This window comes from Halobacillus sp. Nhm2S1, from assembly GCF_019599545.1.
In the GTDB taxonomy this organism is placed as follows: domain Bacteria; phylum Bacillota; class Bacilli; order Bacillales; family Halobacillaceae; genus Halobacillus.
Window position 1 is genome coordinate 1,028,830 of record NZ_JAIEZV010000002.1, and the last position, 18,768, is coordinate 1,047,597.

Sequence of the window (18,768 nt, forward strand, 5' to 3'; positions counted from 1 at the left end):
CTATTCCTCCCTTGTACGTTCCAAATAAGCGGTTTGTGCAGCTGCGACACCTGCTCCCGGTTCGAATTCATGGCCTAAACGTTTCAGGACGATCTCAAGAATTCCTATATATTGAAGAACATTGGCAGGACGGGAGTACCCCATGTGTCCGATCCTGAAAATTTCACCTTTCATATGCTTCTGTCCACCGGCTAAAATGAGTCCGAACTCTTCATTCGCCACTTTTCTAAGTTGTTCTGCCTCAAAAGTTTCCGGGCGAATCGACGTTACAGTCGATGAAGCATCCTCATCTGAGACCAAAAGAGGAAGATTCAAAGCGCGGCAAGCGCCCCTCGTCATTTCTTTCATTGTTTGGTGACGTTCAAAAACCCGATCCAAGCCTTCCTCTTCCAATAATTCAAGGACCTGTTGGAGACCGAAGAGAAGGGAAAGAGCAGGAGTGAAAGGGGTCTGTCCTCCTTCGAGTTGTTGACGGTATTTCCGTAAATCTAAGTAAAACCGAGGTCGAAGGTTTTCATCAATAACAGACCAGGCACGTTCACTGACCGCCAAAAAAGCAAGCCCCGCAGGAAGCATCATCGCTTTTTGCGAACCTGAAATTAGGATATCGATTCCAGACTGATCCATCTTCACTTCGGCTCCTCCAATAGAAGAAACCCCATCAACGATGACGAGTGCTGAACTCTTGTTCTTTACACTTTCGGCGACCTTTTCCACGGGGTGCATGACCCCTGTCGATGTTTCACAGTGTGTTAGGAATACAGCTTTCGTGTCTGGATGTTCATGAAGCGTTTCTTCCACTTGGGATACCTCGACTGCCTTTCCCCATGGAATCTCAATGCGTACCACATCTAATTCATACGTCTCACAAATCTGGGCAAAACGATCTCCGAATGCCCCGGCGACCACGACGATCACTTTATCTCCAGGCTTGGTTGTGTTTACAACAGATGCCTCCAAAGAAGACGTACCACTCCCTGTAACGACAAGCACCTCCCCCGATGTACCGAACACCGTCTTCAGTTTAGGAGCAATAGCATGAATCAATTCTTTGGCTTTTCCACCACGGTGGCCGATCATCGGCTGATTCATGCTCCGTTCTACACTCGGTGGAATCGGAGTTGGGCCAGGGGTGTGCAACAAGTCCCATTCACGTTTCATACTGCTTTCAACCTCCTCTATATTCAGTGAATCACTTTTCTCCATAGATCCTTTTATGCTTTAGAAAAGCAATGATATTCTCTAATCCTATCAAAGAAAGAACCATTGTCAATTAAATTAGAATATTCTGTTTGACGACATTTTTTTCTTATTTTTATCGAATAAAGGACTTTGATTTTTTTCTTTTTTATCTGTATAATTCAAAAAGTAATTATTTTTAGAAAATTAAAAATAGGGGGAATTCACTTTGAGAAAACATCTATTGGTGTTAATGGCACTGATGTTTGCACTGTTCCTTGCCGCTTGTAGCGGGGGAGACAGCGAAACATCAACAGACACAGGTGAAGAAAACACGGATGAAACATCTGAAGAAACAACTGAACAGTCAGACGAGGGAGAAGCTTCCGGAAATCAAGAAATTACAGTAACAGCGAAAAGTGAGATCCCTAGCATGGATCCATCTTTAATCACCGATTCGGTCGGTTTCCAGTGGGCTGGGGAAACTTATGAAGGGCTCTACCGCCTGGATGAGAATAGCCAGCTTGTAGATGGAATGGCAGAAAGCTCCGAAGTGAGTGAAGATGGCCTGACATGGACATTTAAATTACGTGATGCGGAATGGTCCAACGGTGACCCTGTCACAGCACACGACTTCGTATATGCATGGAGAAGAGCTGTAGACCCGGAGGTTGGCTCTGAGTACGGCCCTTACTTCCTTGGAGGCATCATTAAAAATGCCCAAGCAATCAGTGATGGCGAAGCAGAACTTGAAGATCTTGGGGCTACTGCAGAAGATGATAAGACCCTTGTCGTAGAACTTGAAAAGCCTGTTCCATACTTCAAGTCCATGACCGTGTTCATTACGTTCATGCCTTTGAACCAGGCATATGTTGAAGAGCAGGGGGACAAGTTCGCTACAGAAGCTGAATACACAATTTCTAACGGACCATTCCAAATGACAGAGTGGAATCACGGCGAAGGCTGGACCGTTGAAAAGAACGATACTTATTGGGATGCAGAAACCGTTCAACTAGAGACAATCAACGCGAAAGTAATTAAAGAAGTTTCTACAGGAGTCAACCTTTATGACACTGGTGAAATTGATCAGACTGAATTGAACGCTGAATTCGTCGACCAGTACCGCACGAGCGACGCTTTCAATGTTGCTGAAAAACCATACTTATATTTCTTTAAGTTCAACCAGGAAAATAATGAAGCTCTAGCGAATGTAGACATTCGTAAAGCGATCTCTTATGCGATTGACCGTCAGTCACTCGTTGACGTTATTTTGAACGATGGTTCTGTGCCGGCAGAAGGCTATGTACCATCCAACTTTGTTTCTATGCCGAACAGTGACCAAGACTTCCGTGAAGCTCAAGGTCCGTTGGTAGAATATAACGTGGAAAAAGCAAAAGAACATTGGCAGAAAGGCCTGGAAGCTCTAGGTACCGATTCTGTTGAAATCGAACTGCTTGGTGACGATACAGGAACTTCCAAAGACGTCCTTGCTTACTACAAGAACCAACTGGAAGAAAACCTTGAAGGTGTAACGATCAAATTGATGGAAGTACCATTCAAAGAACGTGTTCGTCGTGACAACGAAGGCGAATTCGAGATGGAAGCTGCTACATGGGGACCAGACTATGTGGATCCGAACACTTACTTGAACATGTATCTTACAGATGGTCAGAACAACAACATGGGCTATTCCAGTGAAGAATATGACGCGTTGATCGAAAAGGCAAACGGCGAGTATGCTCAAGAGCCTGAAAAACGTTTTGAAACATTCTTGGAAGCTGAAAAACTGCTTCTAGAAGAAGATCAAGCGGTAGCACCAATTTATCAGGATGCAAAAGCTCAACTTTTCCGCCCTTCAATCAAAGGTGTCTTCACAACAGCAACAGGTCCAGAATTTGAATTCAAGTGGGCTTACGTAGAAGAGTAAAAAGATCTTAACAAACGGCAGGGAATTTTCCCTGCCGTTTTTTTACATTCTTAGTCTTGAAATTTCCCATCTATTCACGATATAGTCTCTTAAGGTATGAAAAAAAAGGAAGGGGTGGATAGACGTGAAGCGCATGTATATGAGGGCGATGTATTATACGGTAGGCATTTTCATTATGACGCTTGGCATCGCCTTGACGATTCAGTCTGCGCTAGGAACCTCCCCATTTGATGCTCTTCTCGTCGGGCTGCACCGGACTTTCGGATTGACAATCGGAAGCTGGGAGATTGTCGTCGGTTTCAGTATGATCGTATTTAATGCCATTGCTGAAAAAAGGCGGCCAGAGATCCTTGCTTTAGCGACATCTCTTTTAACGGGAATAGGCATCGATTTTTGGGTCTTCACCATTCGGGACACCATCCACCCGAATGTATTCTGGTCGCAGATGATCTGTCTTGTTGCTGGTATGGTTATTGCAGGCTTCGGTATTGCGCTTAACCTTCAAGCCGATTTCGCCCCGAACCCATTCGACCGGATGATGCTTGTTGTCAGTAAGTTAACAGGCTGGAACGTTTCCATTTCGAGGGCGCTCATCAGCATTCTCCTTGTCATTCTCGCCTTCCTCTTCAGCGGGGCGATTGGCATAGGCACTGTACTGATCACTCTGTTCAGTGGACCAGTCATTCAAGTCTTCATGGGTCAAATTAACAAATTCGATCAACGCCTGCAGCCCGTTGCTCCTTCTTGTTCATAAAAACAAAGGTTCAAGAACTTGGGATTTATCTAGACAAAGAAAGAGGCGGAATCACCATTTGATTCCGCCTCTTTTTTATAACTCTCCTTGGGGGCCAAAAAATTCATAATGAATACGATCTTCAGGTATTCCCCAACGATTCAGCATGCCATAAACAGCTTTCATGAACCCTTCTGGTCCGCAAAAATAAAATTCTGCGTCTTCGGAAGCAATAGACTTCAGCCAATCAATCGTCATATAGCCTTCTGACTTGTGCAGCCCTTTCGATTTATCTTCTTCATCAGGCTTTTCGTAAATGAGATGGACTGTTCCCAGCTCCGCTTCTTTCATTTCCTCTTTGAACGCATGCACACGTCCGTTCCTAGCTGCATGGATGAAATGAACCAGCCGATCCTTCTGCGCCCTCTCTGCATACTTCCACATGCTCATCAGAGGAGTGAGTCCTACTCCTCCACTAATTAGAACCAGTGGGCGCTCTTTATGATCATCCAAATAAAAGTCGCCTGCCGGGGCACTGACAGGAATAGAATCACCAGGATTCACGTGATCATGCAGCCAGGAAGAAACCACGCCATCAGGATGACTCAAACTTCCTCTTTCTTTTTTTACACTAATTCTGTAGTAGGAATTCCCTGGGGCGTCAGAAAGACTGTACTGTCTAAGATGCGTGTAGGTTTCTCCTGGGATTTCTGCCTTTATAGTTAAATACTGCCCAGGTTTGAAAACAGGTAGAGCTTTCCCGTCCTTCGGTTCAAGGTAGAAAGAAGTGATTTCTTCACTCTCTTTCACCTTATCGACGACATCAAATAACCGATACCCGGTCCAGCCACCTTTTTGCTGTTCTGCTTCCTGGTACAACGCTTTCTCCACCCCAATAAAGGCATCCGCAATGACTCCATAGGCTTTTCCCCATGCTTCAATAATGTCTTCGGTAGCCGCGCTCCCAAGTACCTCTTTAATGGCTTTTAATAAGTATTCTCCTACAATTGGGTAATGTTCAGGTTTCACATTTAAACTTCGGTGCTTTTCTGCAATTTGCTTAACACGTGGCAAAATAACTTCCAGTTGATCAATGTATTGTGCTGCAGCGTAAACGGTATTCGCAAGTGCTTTTGGCTGATCTCCCGCCCTCTGGTGTGTCTGATTGAAGATATTTTTCAATTCGGGGTGATCTTCAAACATCCGCTTATAAAAGTGAGTCGTAATCGCTTCTCCATATTCTGCTAAGACAGGAACGGTTGCTTTAATCGTCTTTAAAGTCTGTTGATCGAGAATTTCAGTCGCCTTTGTAGACATACGTAAAACCCCTTTCACCAATTGATGTATTTTATATACATCTTTATTATAGGGAGCCCAGCCTCGTAAAAGCAATATTCAAAATACATCTTTTTGTGGCAAAAATCAAAACATTTCCCTATTAAGACAGTGATAACGGTTTATGATAAGATAAGAAAAAAACAAGAATGAGGGTTAAACTAGATGCGTCTCAAGAAATACACTGATTACGCTTTGAGGGTCCTGATTTTCACCGCATCGAAACGAGAAGGTGAGCTTGCGAATAAGAAGGAGATCTCCGAAGTTTTTCACATCTCCGAAAATCATTTAGGGAAGATCATTCACGAGTTAAACAAACTGGAGCTGATTGTAACCCTCCGGGGACGTTCTGGAGGCATTCGTCTAGCGAAAGAACCAGCAGACATTAACATAGGTAGTGTGGTCCGTGCCATGGAAGACGACTTCCACTTGCTCGAATGCTTTGACTGCGCGACTAACTATTGTGTCATCACCCCGGCATGTCAGCTGAAAGGCGTCCTTCACGAAGCCCTGCGCGCCTTTCTGAACGTATTAGATAAATACACGCTCGAAGACCTGCTGACGAACAAACAAGAGCTGAGAGAATTAATGGGCTTGAAATAAAAAACACGGCTGTATTTCCTTGTTGGAAGTAACAGCCGTGTTTTTTATTATTGCGTATGAGCTCCCTATTCTTTAATAATAAAAACCCCTTGATGGCTCATTAGAGCTATCAAGGGGTTTGCGACGCTACTCTTACTCCGTAGTGTAAGGAAGTAGGGCCATTGTACGAGCGCGTTTGATCGCTTTCGTCAATTTACGCTGATATTTTGCAGACGTTCCAGTTACTCGACGAGGAAGAATTTTTCCACGGTCAGAGACGAAACGTTTTAGCAAATCCACATCTTTAAAGTCGATGTGTGTAATTCCGTTAGCTGTGAAGAAACACACCTTTTTACGTTTTCCGCGTCCACGACGTGCCATGTAGCATTCACTCCTTTCTATTTAGAATGGTAGATCATCATCTGATATATCGATTGGCTCCCCATTATCTGCGAATGGGTCGTCATTTCGTTGATTATTATTGTTGTTATTAGAACCGAAGTTGTTTCCTGATGGTTGTTGATTCTGATTTGGTTGGTATCCTGAACCTCCACGGTTTCCTCCTCCTTGGGAAGCACCTTTGGACTCTAGGAACTGCACACTATCTGCAACAACTTCTGTTACAAATACACGTTTACCTTCTTGGTTATCGAAGCTGCGGGTCTGCAAGCGTCCGTCGACTCCAACTAGGCTACCTTTACTCATAAAGTTAGCTAAGTTCTCAGCCGCTCTTCTCCAAACGACACAGTTGATGAAATCGGCATCGCGATCTCCTGAGTTGTTGGAAAAAGGACGGTTCACGGCAATTGTAAAGTTGGCGACAGCTACTCCGTTTGGCGTATAGCGTAAATCAGGATCCTTCGTCAATCTGCCGGCTAATACGACACGATTTAACATCAGAAGCACTCCTTATTTGTCATCTTCGCGTACAGCGATGTGGCGGATAATATCATCCGTGAACTTCGCTTGACGGTCGAATTCGTTGATTGCATCACGTGTACCTGTGAAATCAACTGTTACATAGATCCCATCACGGTAGTCGTTAATTTCGTAAGCAAGACGACGCTTGCCAACTTCTTTAACTTCTTCGATCTCCGCTCCGTTATCTGTTAGGATTTTGCTGAAACGATCTTTGACAGATGTTTTCGCTTCCTCCTCGATATCTGGGCGGATGATATACATGATTTCGTATTTTCTACTCATCCGTTTTCACCTCCTTATGGACTTGACGGCTCCTTTTCTATCAAAGGAGCAAGGAGTAATCTTCATTGAATTACTCACAATTTAGTATTGTATCAAAGTTGTCCAAGATTTACAACCTTTTAACGGAAGGATCCTCGCTTATACGTTGAAACGGAAATGGATAACGTCGCCATCTTTCACTAAATACTCTTTACCTTCTAAACGCACACGACCACGATCGCGGGCAACCGCCATGGATCCTGCATCAACAAGATCCTCGTAAGAGACCGTCTCCGCACGGATGAATCCACGTTCGAAGTCTGTGTGAATGATACCGGCTGCCTGTGGAGCGGTCATACCTTCTTTAAATGTCCACGCACGGACTTCCTGCTCACCAGCTGTAAAGTACGTGGCAAGCCCAAGCAAGTTGTAAGTGGCTTTGATCAATTGGTCAAGACCGGATTCTTCAATCCCGAGATCATCAAGGAACTCTTCTTTTTCTTCGTTATCAAGTTCAGCGATTTCAGATTCGATTTTAGCACAAACCACAATAACCTCTGCGTTTTCCTTTGCTGCAAATTCGCGAATTTGTTTTACTCGATCGTTATCTGCTTCACCGATTTCATCTTCACTTACGTTCGCCACATAGAGGATGGGCTTTGAAGTCAATAAATGAAGGCCTTTGACGATCTTCTCTTGATCGCTGCTGAATTCAACGGCACGGGCAGGGGTTTCCTCCTCCAATGCGTCTTTCAGTTTTTCCAGCACGGCATACTCGGCCACTGCTTCTTTATCCTTTTGTCGCGCCATTTTAGCGACACGATCCATGCGCTTCGAAACAGTTTCAAGGTCCGCCAAGATCAACTCCAAGTTGATGGTTTCAATATCCGTAATCGGATCAACCTGACCGGATACGTGGGTGATATTTTCATCTTCAAATGCTCGTACCACGTGACAAATCGCATCGACCTGGCGAATATGAGACAAGAATTGGTTTCCTAGTCCTTCTCCTTTACTCGCGCCCTTGACGATTCCTGCAATATCCGTGAATTCAAAAGCTGTGGGTACAGTTTTCTTAGGGTTCACAAGCTCAGTCAACTTCTCCAGACGACTATCCGGAACTTCCACGATCCCGACGTTCGGATCAATTGTGGCGAACGGATAGTTGGCAGACAAAGCACCTGCTTGTGTAATTGCGTTAAATAACGTAGATTTCCCTACGTTCGGTAAACCTACGATTCCTGCTGTTAGTGCCATATGAGACTTTCACTCCTTAAGGATTTACATACATGCATGTTAGTCCATTTAATTATAGATTCTGTACTTGAAAATAACAACCTATGCAAAAACGGGAAAGCTTCGGTTGATTCTCCTAAAAAACTCCTTTTTCTACAGTAACAAATTCAATATCTAGTGAGAAAGAGAAGGAGAACGATCTTTTCCTTTGTGTTTGCGAATATTTTTTCATCCAGGCTGGGTGCCAGGTACTAATAATGAAAATCAGGTGCCTGGCACCGGCAAGCCGGTTACATGTACCAGGCTTTCTGTTCATAAATTCACATAAAATTCGCATAAGAAAATCCCCCTCTGAGTTACAGAAGGGGATGAAATTATTCACTTGTTTCCAAAACCTTTTTCATCTTCGTTTCGAATTTCTTGCGAGGGACGAGCACACTGTGGCCGCACCCCTCACATTTTATTCGGATGTCTGCACCCATACGGATGATTTTCCATCGGTTCTCCCCGCAGGGATGAGGTTTTTTCATCTGAACGATATCGTTCAAGTCATAGGATTTATCAGCCATCAGGAAACTCCTCCTTTTTCTTCGTGATCCATCGGTTCATTCGGTTCTTCATCACGTGAATACATCACCATACGAGGGAATGGAATCTCAATTCCTTCAGCATCAAGTCTATTCTTCACTTCTTTACGGAGGACCCTGGCCATAGCCCAGTGCTCCATCGGATTTACTTCGCAAATAATCCGCATGACGACATCAGATGCTCCAAGTGTTTGAACGCCAAGCAGTTCAGGAACGTTCAGCATTGATTCATAACGTTCCGGCAGTTCTTTCAACAACTCCTGAATCACTTTTTCAGCGGCTTCAATGTCTTCCTCATACGCAATACTTACATCGACAACCGCTATGCTGTTATGCATGGAAAAGTTGGTCACCTGCGTGACATTCCCGTTAGGAAGAATATGGACCTCACCCGTCCATGCTTTTACTTTCGTCGTTCGGAGACCGACTTCCTCTACAAAGCCTTCCACACCCGAGGTTTGAATATAATCTCCGACAGAAAACTGATCTTCAAAAATGATGAAGAAGCCGGAAATGATGTCACGGACTAGGTTCTGCGCCCCGAAACCAATGGCAAGACCAGCCACACCAGCCCCGGCTAATAAAGCGCCGACTTCAAAGTTGAACGTTTCAAGAATCATGATGAAGGCCATAAAGTACACAACATAAGACATCGTGTTCAAAACAAGCTTGTTGAGCGTCGCTTCTCTTCGTTCAGTAATTCGAAAAGGCCCACGCCTTTTGTTAGCAAAAAACTGGGTGATGAGTCTTCTTCCAATACGAATGACTAAGAAGGAGACCAGCAAAATGAGAAAGATCCTTATTCCACCAAGAGCTACTTGGAACCATAACTCCGGACCGGTTATATAATCAACAACCTCGTCCCATTTTGTTTTTGCTTCATCAACGACCGTTTTTGCTTCATCTACCACTTTTGTAGCATCGGCCACTACTTTCCCTCCTGTTTCCGTCTATGAATATGACATCTATTTTAACAGGTTTCTAGCGAATTTTGAATCGGGAAAGAATCGGGTATAAAAGAAGAGAAACTAAAACATACAAGTTCAGAATTCCGTATAACGGATACAAATATTCAATGAGCGTCGAGAATCCGAATGAGGTAAATGGAAGCATCACAGCGATCACAGCCATTGCCAGAATCCAAAGAGGCTGCCTCACATATTCTCTGAATCTCGTGACAAGCCCGAGCGTTCCCGACGCAGCTGTCGTAAAGATCGCGATCCAAAGCATGAGGGACATGAAGAGCATCATTTCATACGGATAATGTTTTAAAATCGCGAAAAGGGGGATTTCATACAAAATGATGTCTTCCGAAATTTGGATCAGACTGTTGTTGTAAAGGTAAGAAACCGCCCCAAGAATAACCCCACTGCCGATACTCGCAATCCAGATTTCCCCTCTGTTTCTAACCTGGTTACCGATAGCCCCGAGAACAGCAATCAGTGGAAGGATGTTCAATGCGGTAAATGGAAAAGCAGACATCCAGTTGCTCATTTCATGGACGTGTCCAAAGAGAGAAAGCTCCTGATCCCGGATAAACAGAATCAAAACGAATAGAAGTCCCGATATGAGCAGTGGAAGAACAAAGCTGTTCACGATGACAATCCCTTTCACATCCCAAACGAACAAAAGAATGAGAGGAATGACAATGGCCAGGACACCAATTCGATAGGAAAAGTTGAATGCCTGCCATGTTGCGCCGCTCCCTGCCAGCATGATTACGGTCGTTGTAAAAAGGTAAATGATGATCATCCAATCATAGACACCGGTCAGATGTTTCCCCACAACTGCCCGGAGAACAGGTAAATAGTGCCCGGTCTGTTTTTTGTAGCTGATATCAAGTATGACTTTACAAGAAATAATGAACATGAGAGAGAACAAAAGAATCGCCAAGCTGCTATCATGTCCAAAAAACTGCCAAAGTTCTCTTCCAGAAGCATATCCGGCCCCGATCATCGTACCTATGATTAAGAACATCCACTTGAACCCTGCTTTTAACATGACCGTTCCTCCACATCTATGTATTTGTCACGTATAGAACCGCGGACAACCTTATATACTGTTACTACTATGTGTCTGGAGGAGAAGCTATGAATTTCAAGGACAAGTTTTCAAAAGAAGAGAAACGTGTAAACACCGATGATCCAACCATGAGCGATCTACTGAGCACTTACTTGCAAGAATGGCTTCCACCTTCCAAAGATATTGTAATCGCCTGTATCGGGACGGACAGATCAACGGGAGATTCCTTCGGGCCTTTGGTTGGTTCGATGCTTCATGACCATGCGCTAGAAACGTTCCATATATATGGAACACTTGAGAAACCTTTGCATGCATTGAACCTGAAGGAACGACTAGCTGAAATCAGAAAAAACCACCCAAATCCTTATATTCTTGCGATAGATGCCTGCCTTGGAAAATCGTCCTCAGTCGGATCTGTCGTGCTTGGGAAAGGTTCTTTAAGCCCGGGCTCCGCATTAAAAAAAGACCTTCCGCCTGTAGGTCAACTACACATTAGCGGAATGGTCAATGTCAGTGGATTTATGGAGCATGTGGTGTTGCAGAATACCAGACTGCATGTCGTGATGCAGATGGCAGCAAAAGTAGCGGCAGCCATTCAATTAACCGAGGCGAAAAGGAAGCAGGTTCATATGGAAACGAAGCCGTTCCGCTCCTTTACGACCACTTCTACAAACTTTAAAAAAAGCATTCAGTAAGGCTTAAAACCACTCGGCGATTGTTAAAATGACACCTACCGTAAGTAAAGCTGGGAGTAAATTTGCAACACGGATTTTGGTTAATTTCAATAAATTCAGTCCGATAGCTACAATCATCAAGCCACCTGTTGCGGTCATCTCAATAATAAATAGGTCGAGCATATGTTGAGGGACCCAGTTATTGATTTGTGTCGCTAAAAGGGCAATGGATCCTTCATACAGAACAACGGGAATAATGGAAAAAATGACACCTATGCCCAAGGTGGAGGTCAGCACCAGTGAAACAAAACCATCAATGATCGCTTTTGTGATCAGGACTTCATGGTCATTACGAAGCCCACTGTCTAACGCTCCGATGACAGCGAGAGCACCGATAACAAAAATAAGCGAAGCGGTAATAAAGCCTTGAGCAACACTGGAAGTCTGGTTGGGTTTTGTGAATTTCCTTTCAATCCAGCGACCGATGTATTCAAGCTTGTCTTCCAAGTGGATCGCCTCACCGATGATCGCACCGGAAAGCAGACTGAGCAGGACAATGACGATGTTTTCCGTTTCCAACGCCATCTGCAAACCAATCAAAAGGACGACAAGCCCAACACCGCTCATGACCGTTTCTTTGAACCGCTCCGGAATTTTAGTAAAAAAAAGCCCTAACAATGTACCAACGAATATACACAAACCGTTAACTAACGCTCCAAACAAAACCATCGCATTCTCTCCATTACCTTTTCTTTTTCTTGATTTCTCCACGTGGAGCAAAGAGGAATTGCTTCAAAAAAAAAGAAAGAACCAGAGATTTTATAAATCTCCAGCTTTCAATCTTTATCGGCAAATAAATCAATGATCCGTTCTAAATCTTCATTATTCGAAAACTCAATTTCAATTTTCCCTTTACGTTTTCCTTTATGGATTTTCACGCTTGTACCCAGGCGTTCTTTCAAATTCTTCTCACGTTCCTGCAGGAAAATATCCCGAGGTTTTTTATCTTTCTTTTTTGAAGGACGGTTCGTCATCTCGTGAATCAACCGTTCCACCTGACGAACATTCAGGGATTCTGCTTCAATTTTTCTCACCAATTCCAACTGTAGATCTTGATCTTTCACACCTAATAAGGCACGTCCATGTCCCATAGACAGTGTTCCTTCATTGATTTTATCTGTCACAGCTTTGGGCAGAGCTAAGAGACGGATAAGGTTGGCAATGTGAGAGCGGCTTTTTCCTAAGCGTTTGGAAAGGTCGTCCTGGGTGACACCGAGGTCTTCAATCAGTTTCTCATAGGACTTTGCCTCTTCAATCGGGGAAAGGTCTTCTCTCTGTAAATTCTCCAGTAAAGCAATCTCCATCATTTGTTCATCCGTCATTTCCCTGGCAATAGCAGGTACATGAGTGAGTCCGGCTTTCTGGGCTGCACGAAAACGACGCTCCCCAACAACAATCTCATAACCTTTAATGCTCTTCCTTACAATCAAAGGTTGCAAGATGCCATGTTCTGCAATGGATTGACTTAACTCTTCCAAAGCTTCTTGCTCAAACTGTTTGCGGGGTTGATAAGGGTTTGGACGACAGTCTTTAATCGCTACGTGTTGAATTTCTTCTGTCGAAGTCTGGTTGTTGAAAAAAGCGCCTAAAGCCTCATGGCCTTTGCTACCTAACCCTTTCGCCATTCACAATCACTTCCTTTGCTAAATCTAAATATACTTCGGCTCCACGTGATTTGGCATCATAAAGAATCGCTGGTCTACCATGACTTGGCGCTTCGCTTAGACGGACATTCCGGGGGATAATTGATCGATAAACACGATCCCGAAAGTATTTCTTCACTTCCTCGATCACTTGGATGCCCAGGTTTGTACGTGCATCAAGCATTGTCATAAGTACACCTTCGATCATTAGATCATGGTTCATATGCTTCTGGACGAGCCGTACCGTATTAAGAAGCTGGCTCAAGCCTTCCAGGGCATAGTATTCACATTGGACAGGAATTAAAACGGAATCAGAGGCAGTCAAAGCATTCAAGGTTAAAAGTCCGAGAGAAGGGGGGCAGTCGATAATTATATAATCATAATCACTTTTGATTTCATCCAGTGCTTTTTTCAACTTTACTTCCCGGGAAATAATTGGAACCAACTCTATTTCCGCACCAGCCAATTGAATGGTTGCCGGGATGGCGTCAAGGTTACTTACAATTGTACTCGTCTTAACATCCTCCGCTTTTACATCATCCACGAGTACATCATAGACACACCGATCCATATCTCCTTTTTCTACACCAATGCCACTGGTTGCATTCCCCTGAGGATCAATATCCACCAAAAGAACTTTATAATTCAAATGCGCAAGACATGCACTTAAATTGACGGCGGTCGTAGTTTTCCCGACCCCGCCTTTTTGATTGGCGATTGAAATCACTTTCCCCATGATGTCACCTGCCTCACTGTCTTTTTTATCATTCTACCATTTTATTGAAAGCATTAGGTAAAATGACTTAAAAAAAGCCCCATCTCCACATACGTCAAGATGGGTCGTTCAGGCTATTATTTCTTCTTCCCTTTTGGAATCTTAATTGTGATCTGATAATAATCATCATGATCTTCTTCGTCCGTTTCTAAGTCGATTCCTGTATCCGTCACCATTGTCAAGGATTGGCGAATCGTATTCATCGCAATACGCATATCCTTGTTAACGCCTTTCATCTTCGGTTTCTTTTTCTTAGGTGCCGGGTCATTGATCTTAGCAATTCGCTCTTCCGTCTGCTTCACGTTCAACTGTTTTTCAATGATTTCTGCCAAAATCTTTTCCTGTTGTTCCTCATCTTTCAAAGCAATAAGAGCCCGTGCATGCCGTTCGGTAATTTTCTTGTCCATCACAGCTTGCTGGACAGACTCAGGTAATTTCAAAAGACGCAGTTTATTCGCAATGGTCGATTGACTTTTACCCAGCCGTTGCGCCAAGGCTTCCTGCGTAATCTGATGCAGTTCTAAGAGCTTCGCATAGGCGACAGCTTCTTCAATAACGGTCAACTCTTCCCGCTGCAAGTTTTCAATAAGAGCGACAGATGCCGTTTGTGAATCATTCATCTCGCGGATAATCGCAGGGACCGTTTCCCAGCCCAGAGACTGGACGGCACGCCATCTACGTTCACCGGCAATCAACTCATACTCTTCTTCATTTAACCGACGGAGAACGATCGGCTGAATCATCCCATGCGTATGTATCGTCTGGGCGAGTTCGCTAATCTTCTCGTTGTTGAAAATCGCTCGAGGTTGGTAACGGTTGGGCTGCACGCGTTCGACTGGAACTTGTACAACCTCATCGGGGTTGTAGCCTTCTTCTTCATTGCTCTCATTATCCGAATCCGGTTTGTCCCCTAGCCCGAACAAACGACCAAAAGGATGTAACACGATCAGACACCACCTTTATACGATCGAGCATACGCTGTTTTATTGTATATACCCTATATTTTGAAACATAAAAAGCGCCGCAGGCTACTCAGCTGCTGCGCGTACGTATGCCGTTTTTCATTTCTTTATTCATTTTATCACATTTAATCTATGAAAAGTATCTTCAAGATTGAAGAATTGATCGTCAGCTTTGTCGAAAACTCACATTCCCCTCATAAGAAACGTGTTCTTCCGCCATTTGGCCGACTATGATTTATGACTTTTCCTGACAAATCAAGTCGATAGATTTTCTCCATGCCAAAACTTCTTCACTAAATGGAAGAATTGTCGAGACTCGATTTCGAAACTTTTTGGTAAGTGCATTCGGGTCGGGGGAATAACCTGCTTTCACACCTACCACCTCACACAAAAATCTCGGAACTGAGTCTTCTAAAATCGAGAGCTATTACGTATGAAGTTAAGAAGGAATATAGGGGAGGAATGAATAATATATAGATTGGACTAAATTTTAGGAGGATATCAATATGCAAAAAAATTCCACAGAACGTTTCACTCAATCAGTAGGGGGGAGAGCTTCTTAATTTTCACCTATGCTTGATCTCCTGCTTGCATCGGATTTTATAATGCAGGAGGAAACACTTTGAGAAGAGATACGTTAGCTTTTTATAACATTCGACTATTATTTTGGGCAGAAATCTTTGGGAATTTCCGTTTTATCCAGCCTGTCCTGACGCTGTTTTATTTTGCGAGAGGACTTGATGAAACGATGATTCTTCTCGTCATGACCTTTTTCAGTATTGGCGTACTTTTTGGTGAAATTCCTACAGGTGTCATTGCGGACCGGTTTGGTGCCAAGCAAGCTTTTCTAACCGGCTCTATACTAAGCATCCTTGCCCACGCCCTTTTAATTTTCGCCTTCGATCCATGGGTGTTTTTCGCTAGCAGCTTTCTTACGGGGTTCGCCGCTACTTTTTTCAGTGGTGCCGATGAAGCGCTTATTTATGAATCATTAAAAGAAAGTAATGAAGAGAATCTCATGGACAGGGCGATGGGGCAGATTGGTTCGGCTCGTTTTATCATCTCCATTTTCGTAGTGATCATAGGGGCTCTCTTAGCAAAAGATCTGAATGAAAACCAATTCCGACTTCTACTCATGCTGGGTGTTTTCTTCATGTTCATACAATTGATCTTTCTTTTGTTCATTAAGAACCCTGAAAATCAAGGTGGGGTACGGACGCCCGTGGTGAAACAAGTGGTGGAAGGATATCAAGCCATCCGCAAAGCACCCGAAGTGCTATGGATGTTTATGAACATTTCCCTTGTTTTCATTCCAGCCGTCGCTATTTTTGAAAAATTTGATCAAGTATTGATGGTGGATGCGGGAATGCCGGTTTACGGTATCGGAATTGTCTATGCAGTGACTGCTCTGATCGGTTTTGTAGCGGCACGATCGATTGGTTGGATGACGAAGCGTGTGAAACGAGTCCAGCTTCTGTTCATCACTGGTCTCCTTGCTGTGCTTTCCCTTGCAGCGGCTGCGCTTTTGCACACGCATCTTTGGATGGTACTCTTAGCGATCATCCTTTTGAAGCTTGTGAGTGCGATTCGCTATCCGGTTTATTCCCAGCTAGCCAATGATATTATTCCTTCGCATGTGAGAGCAACGACCATTTCTTTGCTTTCCATCTTGGATTCTTTGTTTGACCTGGTGATTTTTACGACGGTCAGTGGCATTGCGCCTCTAGGATTTATGCCTATGTTCCTTGTTTGTGCTGGAATCGCATTGATAGGAACATTGATTCCTATTCGACAAGCTGCGACATAACTTTCCAAAAATGAAGAAGCCCGTCCGATGGTATCGGGCGGGCTTTGTTTCACGTGAAACCTAATCCTCATTTTTAATCCTTCCATAAACATCAAGATCTTTATATTCTCCCCGATGATAGATGTCCTGTTTTAACGTGCCCTCATAGCTCAGACCGGCTTTTTGCATAACTTTCGTCGATCCTGGATTGGAAGTGATGGCCGCCGACCATATACGGTTCAATTGCAATTCATTGAATCCGTACTCCACGATCCGAATAGCAGCTTCCGTTGCATACCCCTGGTTCCAATAGGGTTTACCAACCCAGTAAGCGAGCTCTCCTTTATAGTGTTTTTCATCCACCCTTAACGTCATGGTACCGACAAGCTCTTTGGACTCCTTTAGGATCATCGCCAAAGGGTAAGCCGTCCCTTTATCTATCCATTCCTTATGAAGAGCAATCCAATTTTGGGCCATTTCAAGCGTATAAGGGTGTGGAACGAAAGTAGTCGCTGCCACTGCTTCATCTCCTGCTAATTCGACTACTCGACCGGCTAAATCAAGTGTGTACGGTTTCAAACAAAGTCTTTCTGTATGTAGTTCCATGATCCACCCTCCTCCTATGATATTGAATTTATTTCTAGTTCCATACGGAATAATCCTTTTTTACAGGCAAAATCGTAATAAAAGTCGACATTTGTGGAAAAATGAGCACGATTAGATAAAAGGTAGGACTGCCAGGTGGAAACCAAAATATGAGAAGCAGGTGATTGGATGGATCTACAACAAAACTACAAAGCAGGAGATATCGTGTACGTGATTTATAGGAATCCTCACACGTATGATGTTGCCAATGTGCAAGAAGCTGCTGTTGTTAACAATCCTGAACAACCAGGAGAATTGGCCTTATTTTTGTATGAAACTTATTTTCCGCTGGATGAAAACATCGCCATATATGCATCCGAAGGAGAAGCGGAACGAGCGTATTATGATGCCTTTGGTGGAGGAGTAGAATCGGAGGGTGAACTGTGGTAAAACCTTTCATGCCAGAACTTGTCTATATCGAGCCAAGAGCTCTTGAATACCCGTTGGGCCGTGAATTAAAGGAAAAATTTGAAGGTTTGGGAATTGAAATCCGAGAAACCACCTCACACAACCAAGTCCGTAATTTACCAGGCGAAAATGATTTTCAAAAATACCGGATGGCAAAATCTACACTTGTCGTAGGTGTCAGAAAAACGCTCAAATTTGATACATCGAAACCTTCGGCTGAATATGCCATTCCCCTCGCTACAGGATGCATGGGGCATTGCCACTACTGTTACTTGCAAACGACAATGGGGAGCAAACCATACATCCGTACGTATGTGAATGTCGATGAAGTCTTTGATGCGGCTGAACAATACATGAAGGAGCGTGCCCCGGAGGAGACCCGCTTTGAAGCGTCCTGTACTTCGGATATCGTTGGTGTCGATCACTTGACACACTCGTTGAAGCGGGCCATTGAATACTTTGGAGAATCTGAGCATGGTAGACTTCGTTTTGTAACAAAGTTCGCCCATGTCGACCATCTGCTTGATGCTAAACACAATGGACGGACAAGGTTTCGCTTCAGCATGAATGCTGATTATGTGATTAAATACTTAGAACCAGGCACATCACGTTTAGACGAACGCATTGAGGCGGCCGCTAAAGTAGCAAAAGCTGGATATCCGCTTGGATTCATCATTGCACCGATCTATTTGTATGAGGATTGGAAAGAAGGGTACCGTATTCTTTTTGAGAAACTTCAGGACAAATTGCCGGACTATGCGACAAAGGATTTAACCTTTGAATTGATTCAGCACCGCTTCACAAAACCCGCCAAGCGTGTCATACAAAAGAACTATCCAATGACAAAGCTCGAAATGGATGAAGAAAAACGTAAATACAAGTGGGGGAAATACGGGATTGGTAAGTACGTCTATCAAAAGGATGAACAAGAAGAAATGAAGAGTGTCCTTGGTGGATACATCAATCAATACTTCCCTGAAGCAAGCCTTGAATATTTCACGTGAAACTACAACTCAGAGCCCCGCTCTGAGT

General features: G+C 43.8%; 21 protein-coding genes. 7 read left to right on the forward strand and 14 right to left on the reverse strand.

The genetic code is table 11. The features are described 5' to 3' along the window. Complete coding sequence (locus K2225_RS11280) at positions 1 to 1,161, reverse strand: pyridoxal-phosphate-dependent aminotransferase family protein (RefSeq protein WP_220584822.1); 1,161 nt, start codon at positions 1,159 to 1,161, stop codon at positions 1 to 3. Positions 1,162 to 1,432: 271 nt separating this feature from the next. Here K2225_RS11280 and K2225_RS11285 point away from each other — a divergent pair, with 271 nt between their 5' ends. Together K2225_RS11285 and K2225_RS11290 are read left to right on the forward strand one after the other, a co-directional pair. Then, on the forward strand, positions 1,433 to 3,106 hold the full coding sequence (locus K2225_RS11285; RefSeq protein WP_370632750.1) for a peptide ABC transporter substrate-binding protein: 1,674 nt from the start codon (positions 1,433 to 1,435) through the stop codon (positions 3,104 to 3,106). Positions 3,107 to 3,239: 133 nt separating this feature from the next. Beyond that, positions 3,240 to 3,860 (forward strand): YczE/YyaS/YitT family protein, encoded by a 621-nt coding sequence (locus K2225_RS11290; protein WP_255574470.1) that lies wholly within the window; start codon positions 3,240 to 3,242, stop codon positions 3,858 to 3,860. A 75-nt stretch (positions 3,861 to 3,935) separates the two neighbouring features. Here K2225_RS11290 and hmpA read toward each other — a convergent pair whose 3' ends face one another. Continuing rightward, complete coding sequence (gene hmpA / locus K2225_RS11295) at positions 3,936 to 5,156, reverse strand: NO-inducible flavohemoprotein (RefSeq protein WP_220584825.1); 1,221 nt, start codon at positions 5,154 to 5,156, stop codon at positions 3,936 to 3,938. Between the two features lie 183 nt (positions 5,157 to 5,339). Between hmpA and K2225_RS11300 the strand changes: the two genes are divergently transcribed. Then, a complete protein-coding gene (locus tag K2225_RS11300; protein WP_220584826.1) occupies positions 5,340 to 5,777 on the forward strand; it encodes an Rrf2 family transcriptional regulator in 438 nt (145 codons plus the stop codon). Positions 5,778 to 5,909: 132 nt separating this feature from the next. On the opposite strand, the gene rpsR is transcribed toward K2225_RS11300, so the two are convergent. From rpsR to K2225_RS11335, 7 genes are all read right to left on the reverse strand, one after another. Then, entirely contained in the window at positions 5,910 to 6,137 is a 228-nt protein-coding gene (gene rpsR / locus K2225_RS11305) for a 30S ribosomal protein S18 (RefSeq protein WP_115822996.1), read from the reverse strand. Between the two features lie 21 nt (positions 6,138 to 6,158). Beyond that, positions 6,159 to 6,653, reverse strand: a complete 495-nt coding sequence (gene ssb / locus K2225_RS11310; RefSeq protein WP_220584827.1) for a single-stranded DNA-binding protein — start codon at positions 6,651 to 6,653, stop codon at positions 6,159 to 6,161. 12 nt (positions 6,654 to 6,665) lie between these two features. Continuing rightward, positions 6,666 to 6,959 carry a 30S ribosomal protein S6 gene (gene rpsF, locus K2225_RS11315; RefSeq protein ID WP_089650708.1) on the reverse strand — a complete coding sequence of 98 codons (294 nt, stop codon included), beginning with the start codon at positions 6,957 to 6,959 and terminating at the stop codon, positions 6,666 to 6,668. Positions 6,960 to 7,097: 138 nt separating this feature from the next. Beyond that, positions 7,098 to 8,195: a redox-regulated ATPase YchF gene (gene ychF / locus K2225_RS11320; protein ID WP_220584828.1), complete on the reverse strand. Its 1,098-nt coding sequence runs from the start codon at positions 8,193 to 8,195 to the stop codon at positions 7,098 to 7,100. A 353-nt stretch (positions 8,196 to 8,548) separates the two neighbouring features. After that, positions 8,549 to 8,743 carry a DUF951 domain-containing protein gene (locus K2225_RS11325; protein ID WP_146814557.1) on the reverse strand — a complete coding sequence of 65 codons (195 nt, stop codon included), beginning with the start codon at positions 8,741 to 8,743 and terminating at the stop codon, positions 8,549 to 8,551. Continuing rightward, on the reverse strand, positions 8,743 to 9,690 hold the full coding sequence (locus tag K2225_RS11330; RefSeq protein WP_370632742.1) for a mechanosensitive ion channel family protein: 948 nt from the start codon (positions 9,688 to 9,690) through the stop codon (positions 8,743 to 8,745). Before K2225_RS11330 ends, K2225_RS11325 begins: the two co-directional genes overlap by 1 nt. A 52-nt stretch (positions 9,691 to 9,742) precedes the next feature. After that, positions 9,743 to 10,762 carry a YkvI family membrane protein gene (locus tag K2225_RS11335; protein WP_146814555.1) on the reverse strand — a complete coding sequence of 340 codons (1,020 nt, stop codon included), beginning with the start codon at positions 10,760 to 10,762 and terminating at the stop codon, positions 9,743 to 9,745. Positions 10,763 to 10,851: 89 nt separating this feature from the next. On the opposite strand from K2225_RS11335, the gene yyaC reads away from it, so the two are divergent. Continuing rightward, entirely contained in the window at positions 10,852 to 11,478 is a 627-nt protein-coding gene (gene yyaC, locus K2225_RS11340) for a spore protease YyaC (RefSeq protein WP_220584829.1), read from the forward strand. 3 nt (positions 11,479 to 11,481) lie between these two features. Here the strand turns inward: yyaC and K2225_RS11345 are convergent, their stop codons facing one another. From K2225_RS11345 to noc, 4 genes are all read right to left on the reverse strand, one after another. Continuing rightward, positions 11,482 to 12,186: a DUF554 domain-containing protein gene (locus K2225_RS11345; RefSeq protein ID WP_220584830.1), complete on the reverse strand. Its 705-nt coding sequence runs from the start codon at positions 12,184 to 12,186 to the stop codon at positions 11,482 to 11,484. Between the two features lie 107 nt (positions 12,187 to 12,293). Further along, the gene (locus K2225_RS11350) at positions 12,294 to 13,142 is read right to left on the reverse strand and encodes a ParB/RepB/Spo0J family partition protein (protein ID WP_220584831.1); all 849 of its coding nucleotides are present in this window, start codon (positions 13,140 to 13,142) and stop codon (positions 12,294 to 12,296) included. Further along, positions 13,123 to 13,896, reverse strand: coding sequence for a ParA family protein (locus K2225_RS11355; protein WP_220584832.1), 774 nt, complete (start codon positions 13,894 to 13,896; stop codon positions 13,123 to 13,125). The genes K2225_RS11350 and K2225_RS11355 overlap by 20 nt, the downstream gene beginning before the upstream one ends. 116 nt (positions 13,897 to 14,012) lie before the next feature. After that, positions 14,013 to 14,879 carry a nucleoid occlusion protein gene (gene noc / locus K2225_RS11360; RefSeq protein ID WP_220584833.1) on the reverse strand — a complete coding sequence of 289 codons (867 nt, stop codon included), beginning with the start codon at positions 14,877 to 14,879 and terminating at the stop codon, positions 14,013 to 14,015. A 640-nt stretch (positions 14,880 to 15,519) separates the two neighbouring features. Here noc and K2225_RS11365 point away from each other — a divergent pair. Next, positions 15,520 to 16,704, forward strand: coding sequence for an MFS transporter (locus K2225_RS11365; RefSeq protein ID WP_220584834.1), 1,185 nt, complete (start codon positions 15,520 to 15,522; stop codon positions 16,702 to 16,704). Between the two features lie 60 nt (positions 16,705 to 16,764). On the opposite strand, the gene K2225_RS11370 is transcribed toward K2225_RS11365, so the two are convergent. Next, positions 16,765 to 17,289, reverse strand: coding sequence for a GNAT family N-acetyltransferase (locus tag K2225_RS11370; protein WP_220584835.1), 525 nt, complete (start codon positions 17,287 to 17,289; stop codon positions 16,765 to 16,767). Positions 17,290 to 17,457: 168 nt separating this feature from the next. On the opposite strand from K2225_RS11370, the gene K2225_RS11375 reads away from it, so the two are divergent. Together K2225_RS11375 and splB are read left to right on the forward strand one after the other, a co-directional pair. After that, positions 17,458 to 17,718, forward strand: coding sequence for a transcriptional regulator SplA domain-containing protein (locus K2225_RS11375; RefSeq protein ID WP_146814537.1), 261 nt, complete (start codon positions 17,458 to 17,460; stop codon positions 17,716 to 17,718). Further along, complete coding sequence (splB, locus tag K2225_RS11380; RefSeq protein ID WP_220584836.1) at positions 17,712 to 18,740, forward strand: spore photoproduct lyase; 1,029 nt, start codon at positions 17,712 to 17,714, stop codon at positions 18,738 to 18,740. The genes K2225_RS11375 and splB overlap by 7 nt, the downstream gene beginning before the upstream one ends. Positions 18,741 to 18,768: the final 28 nt, after the last annotated feature.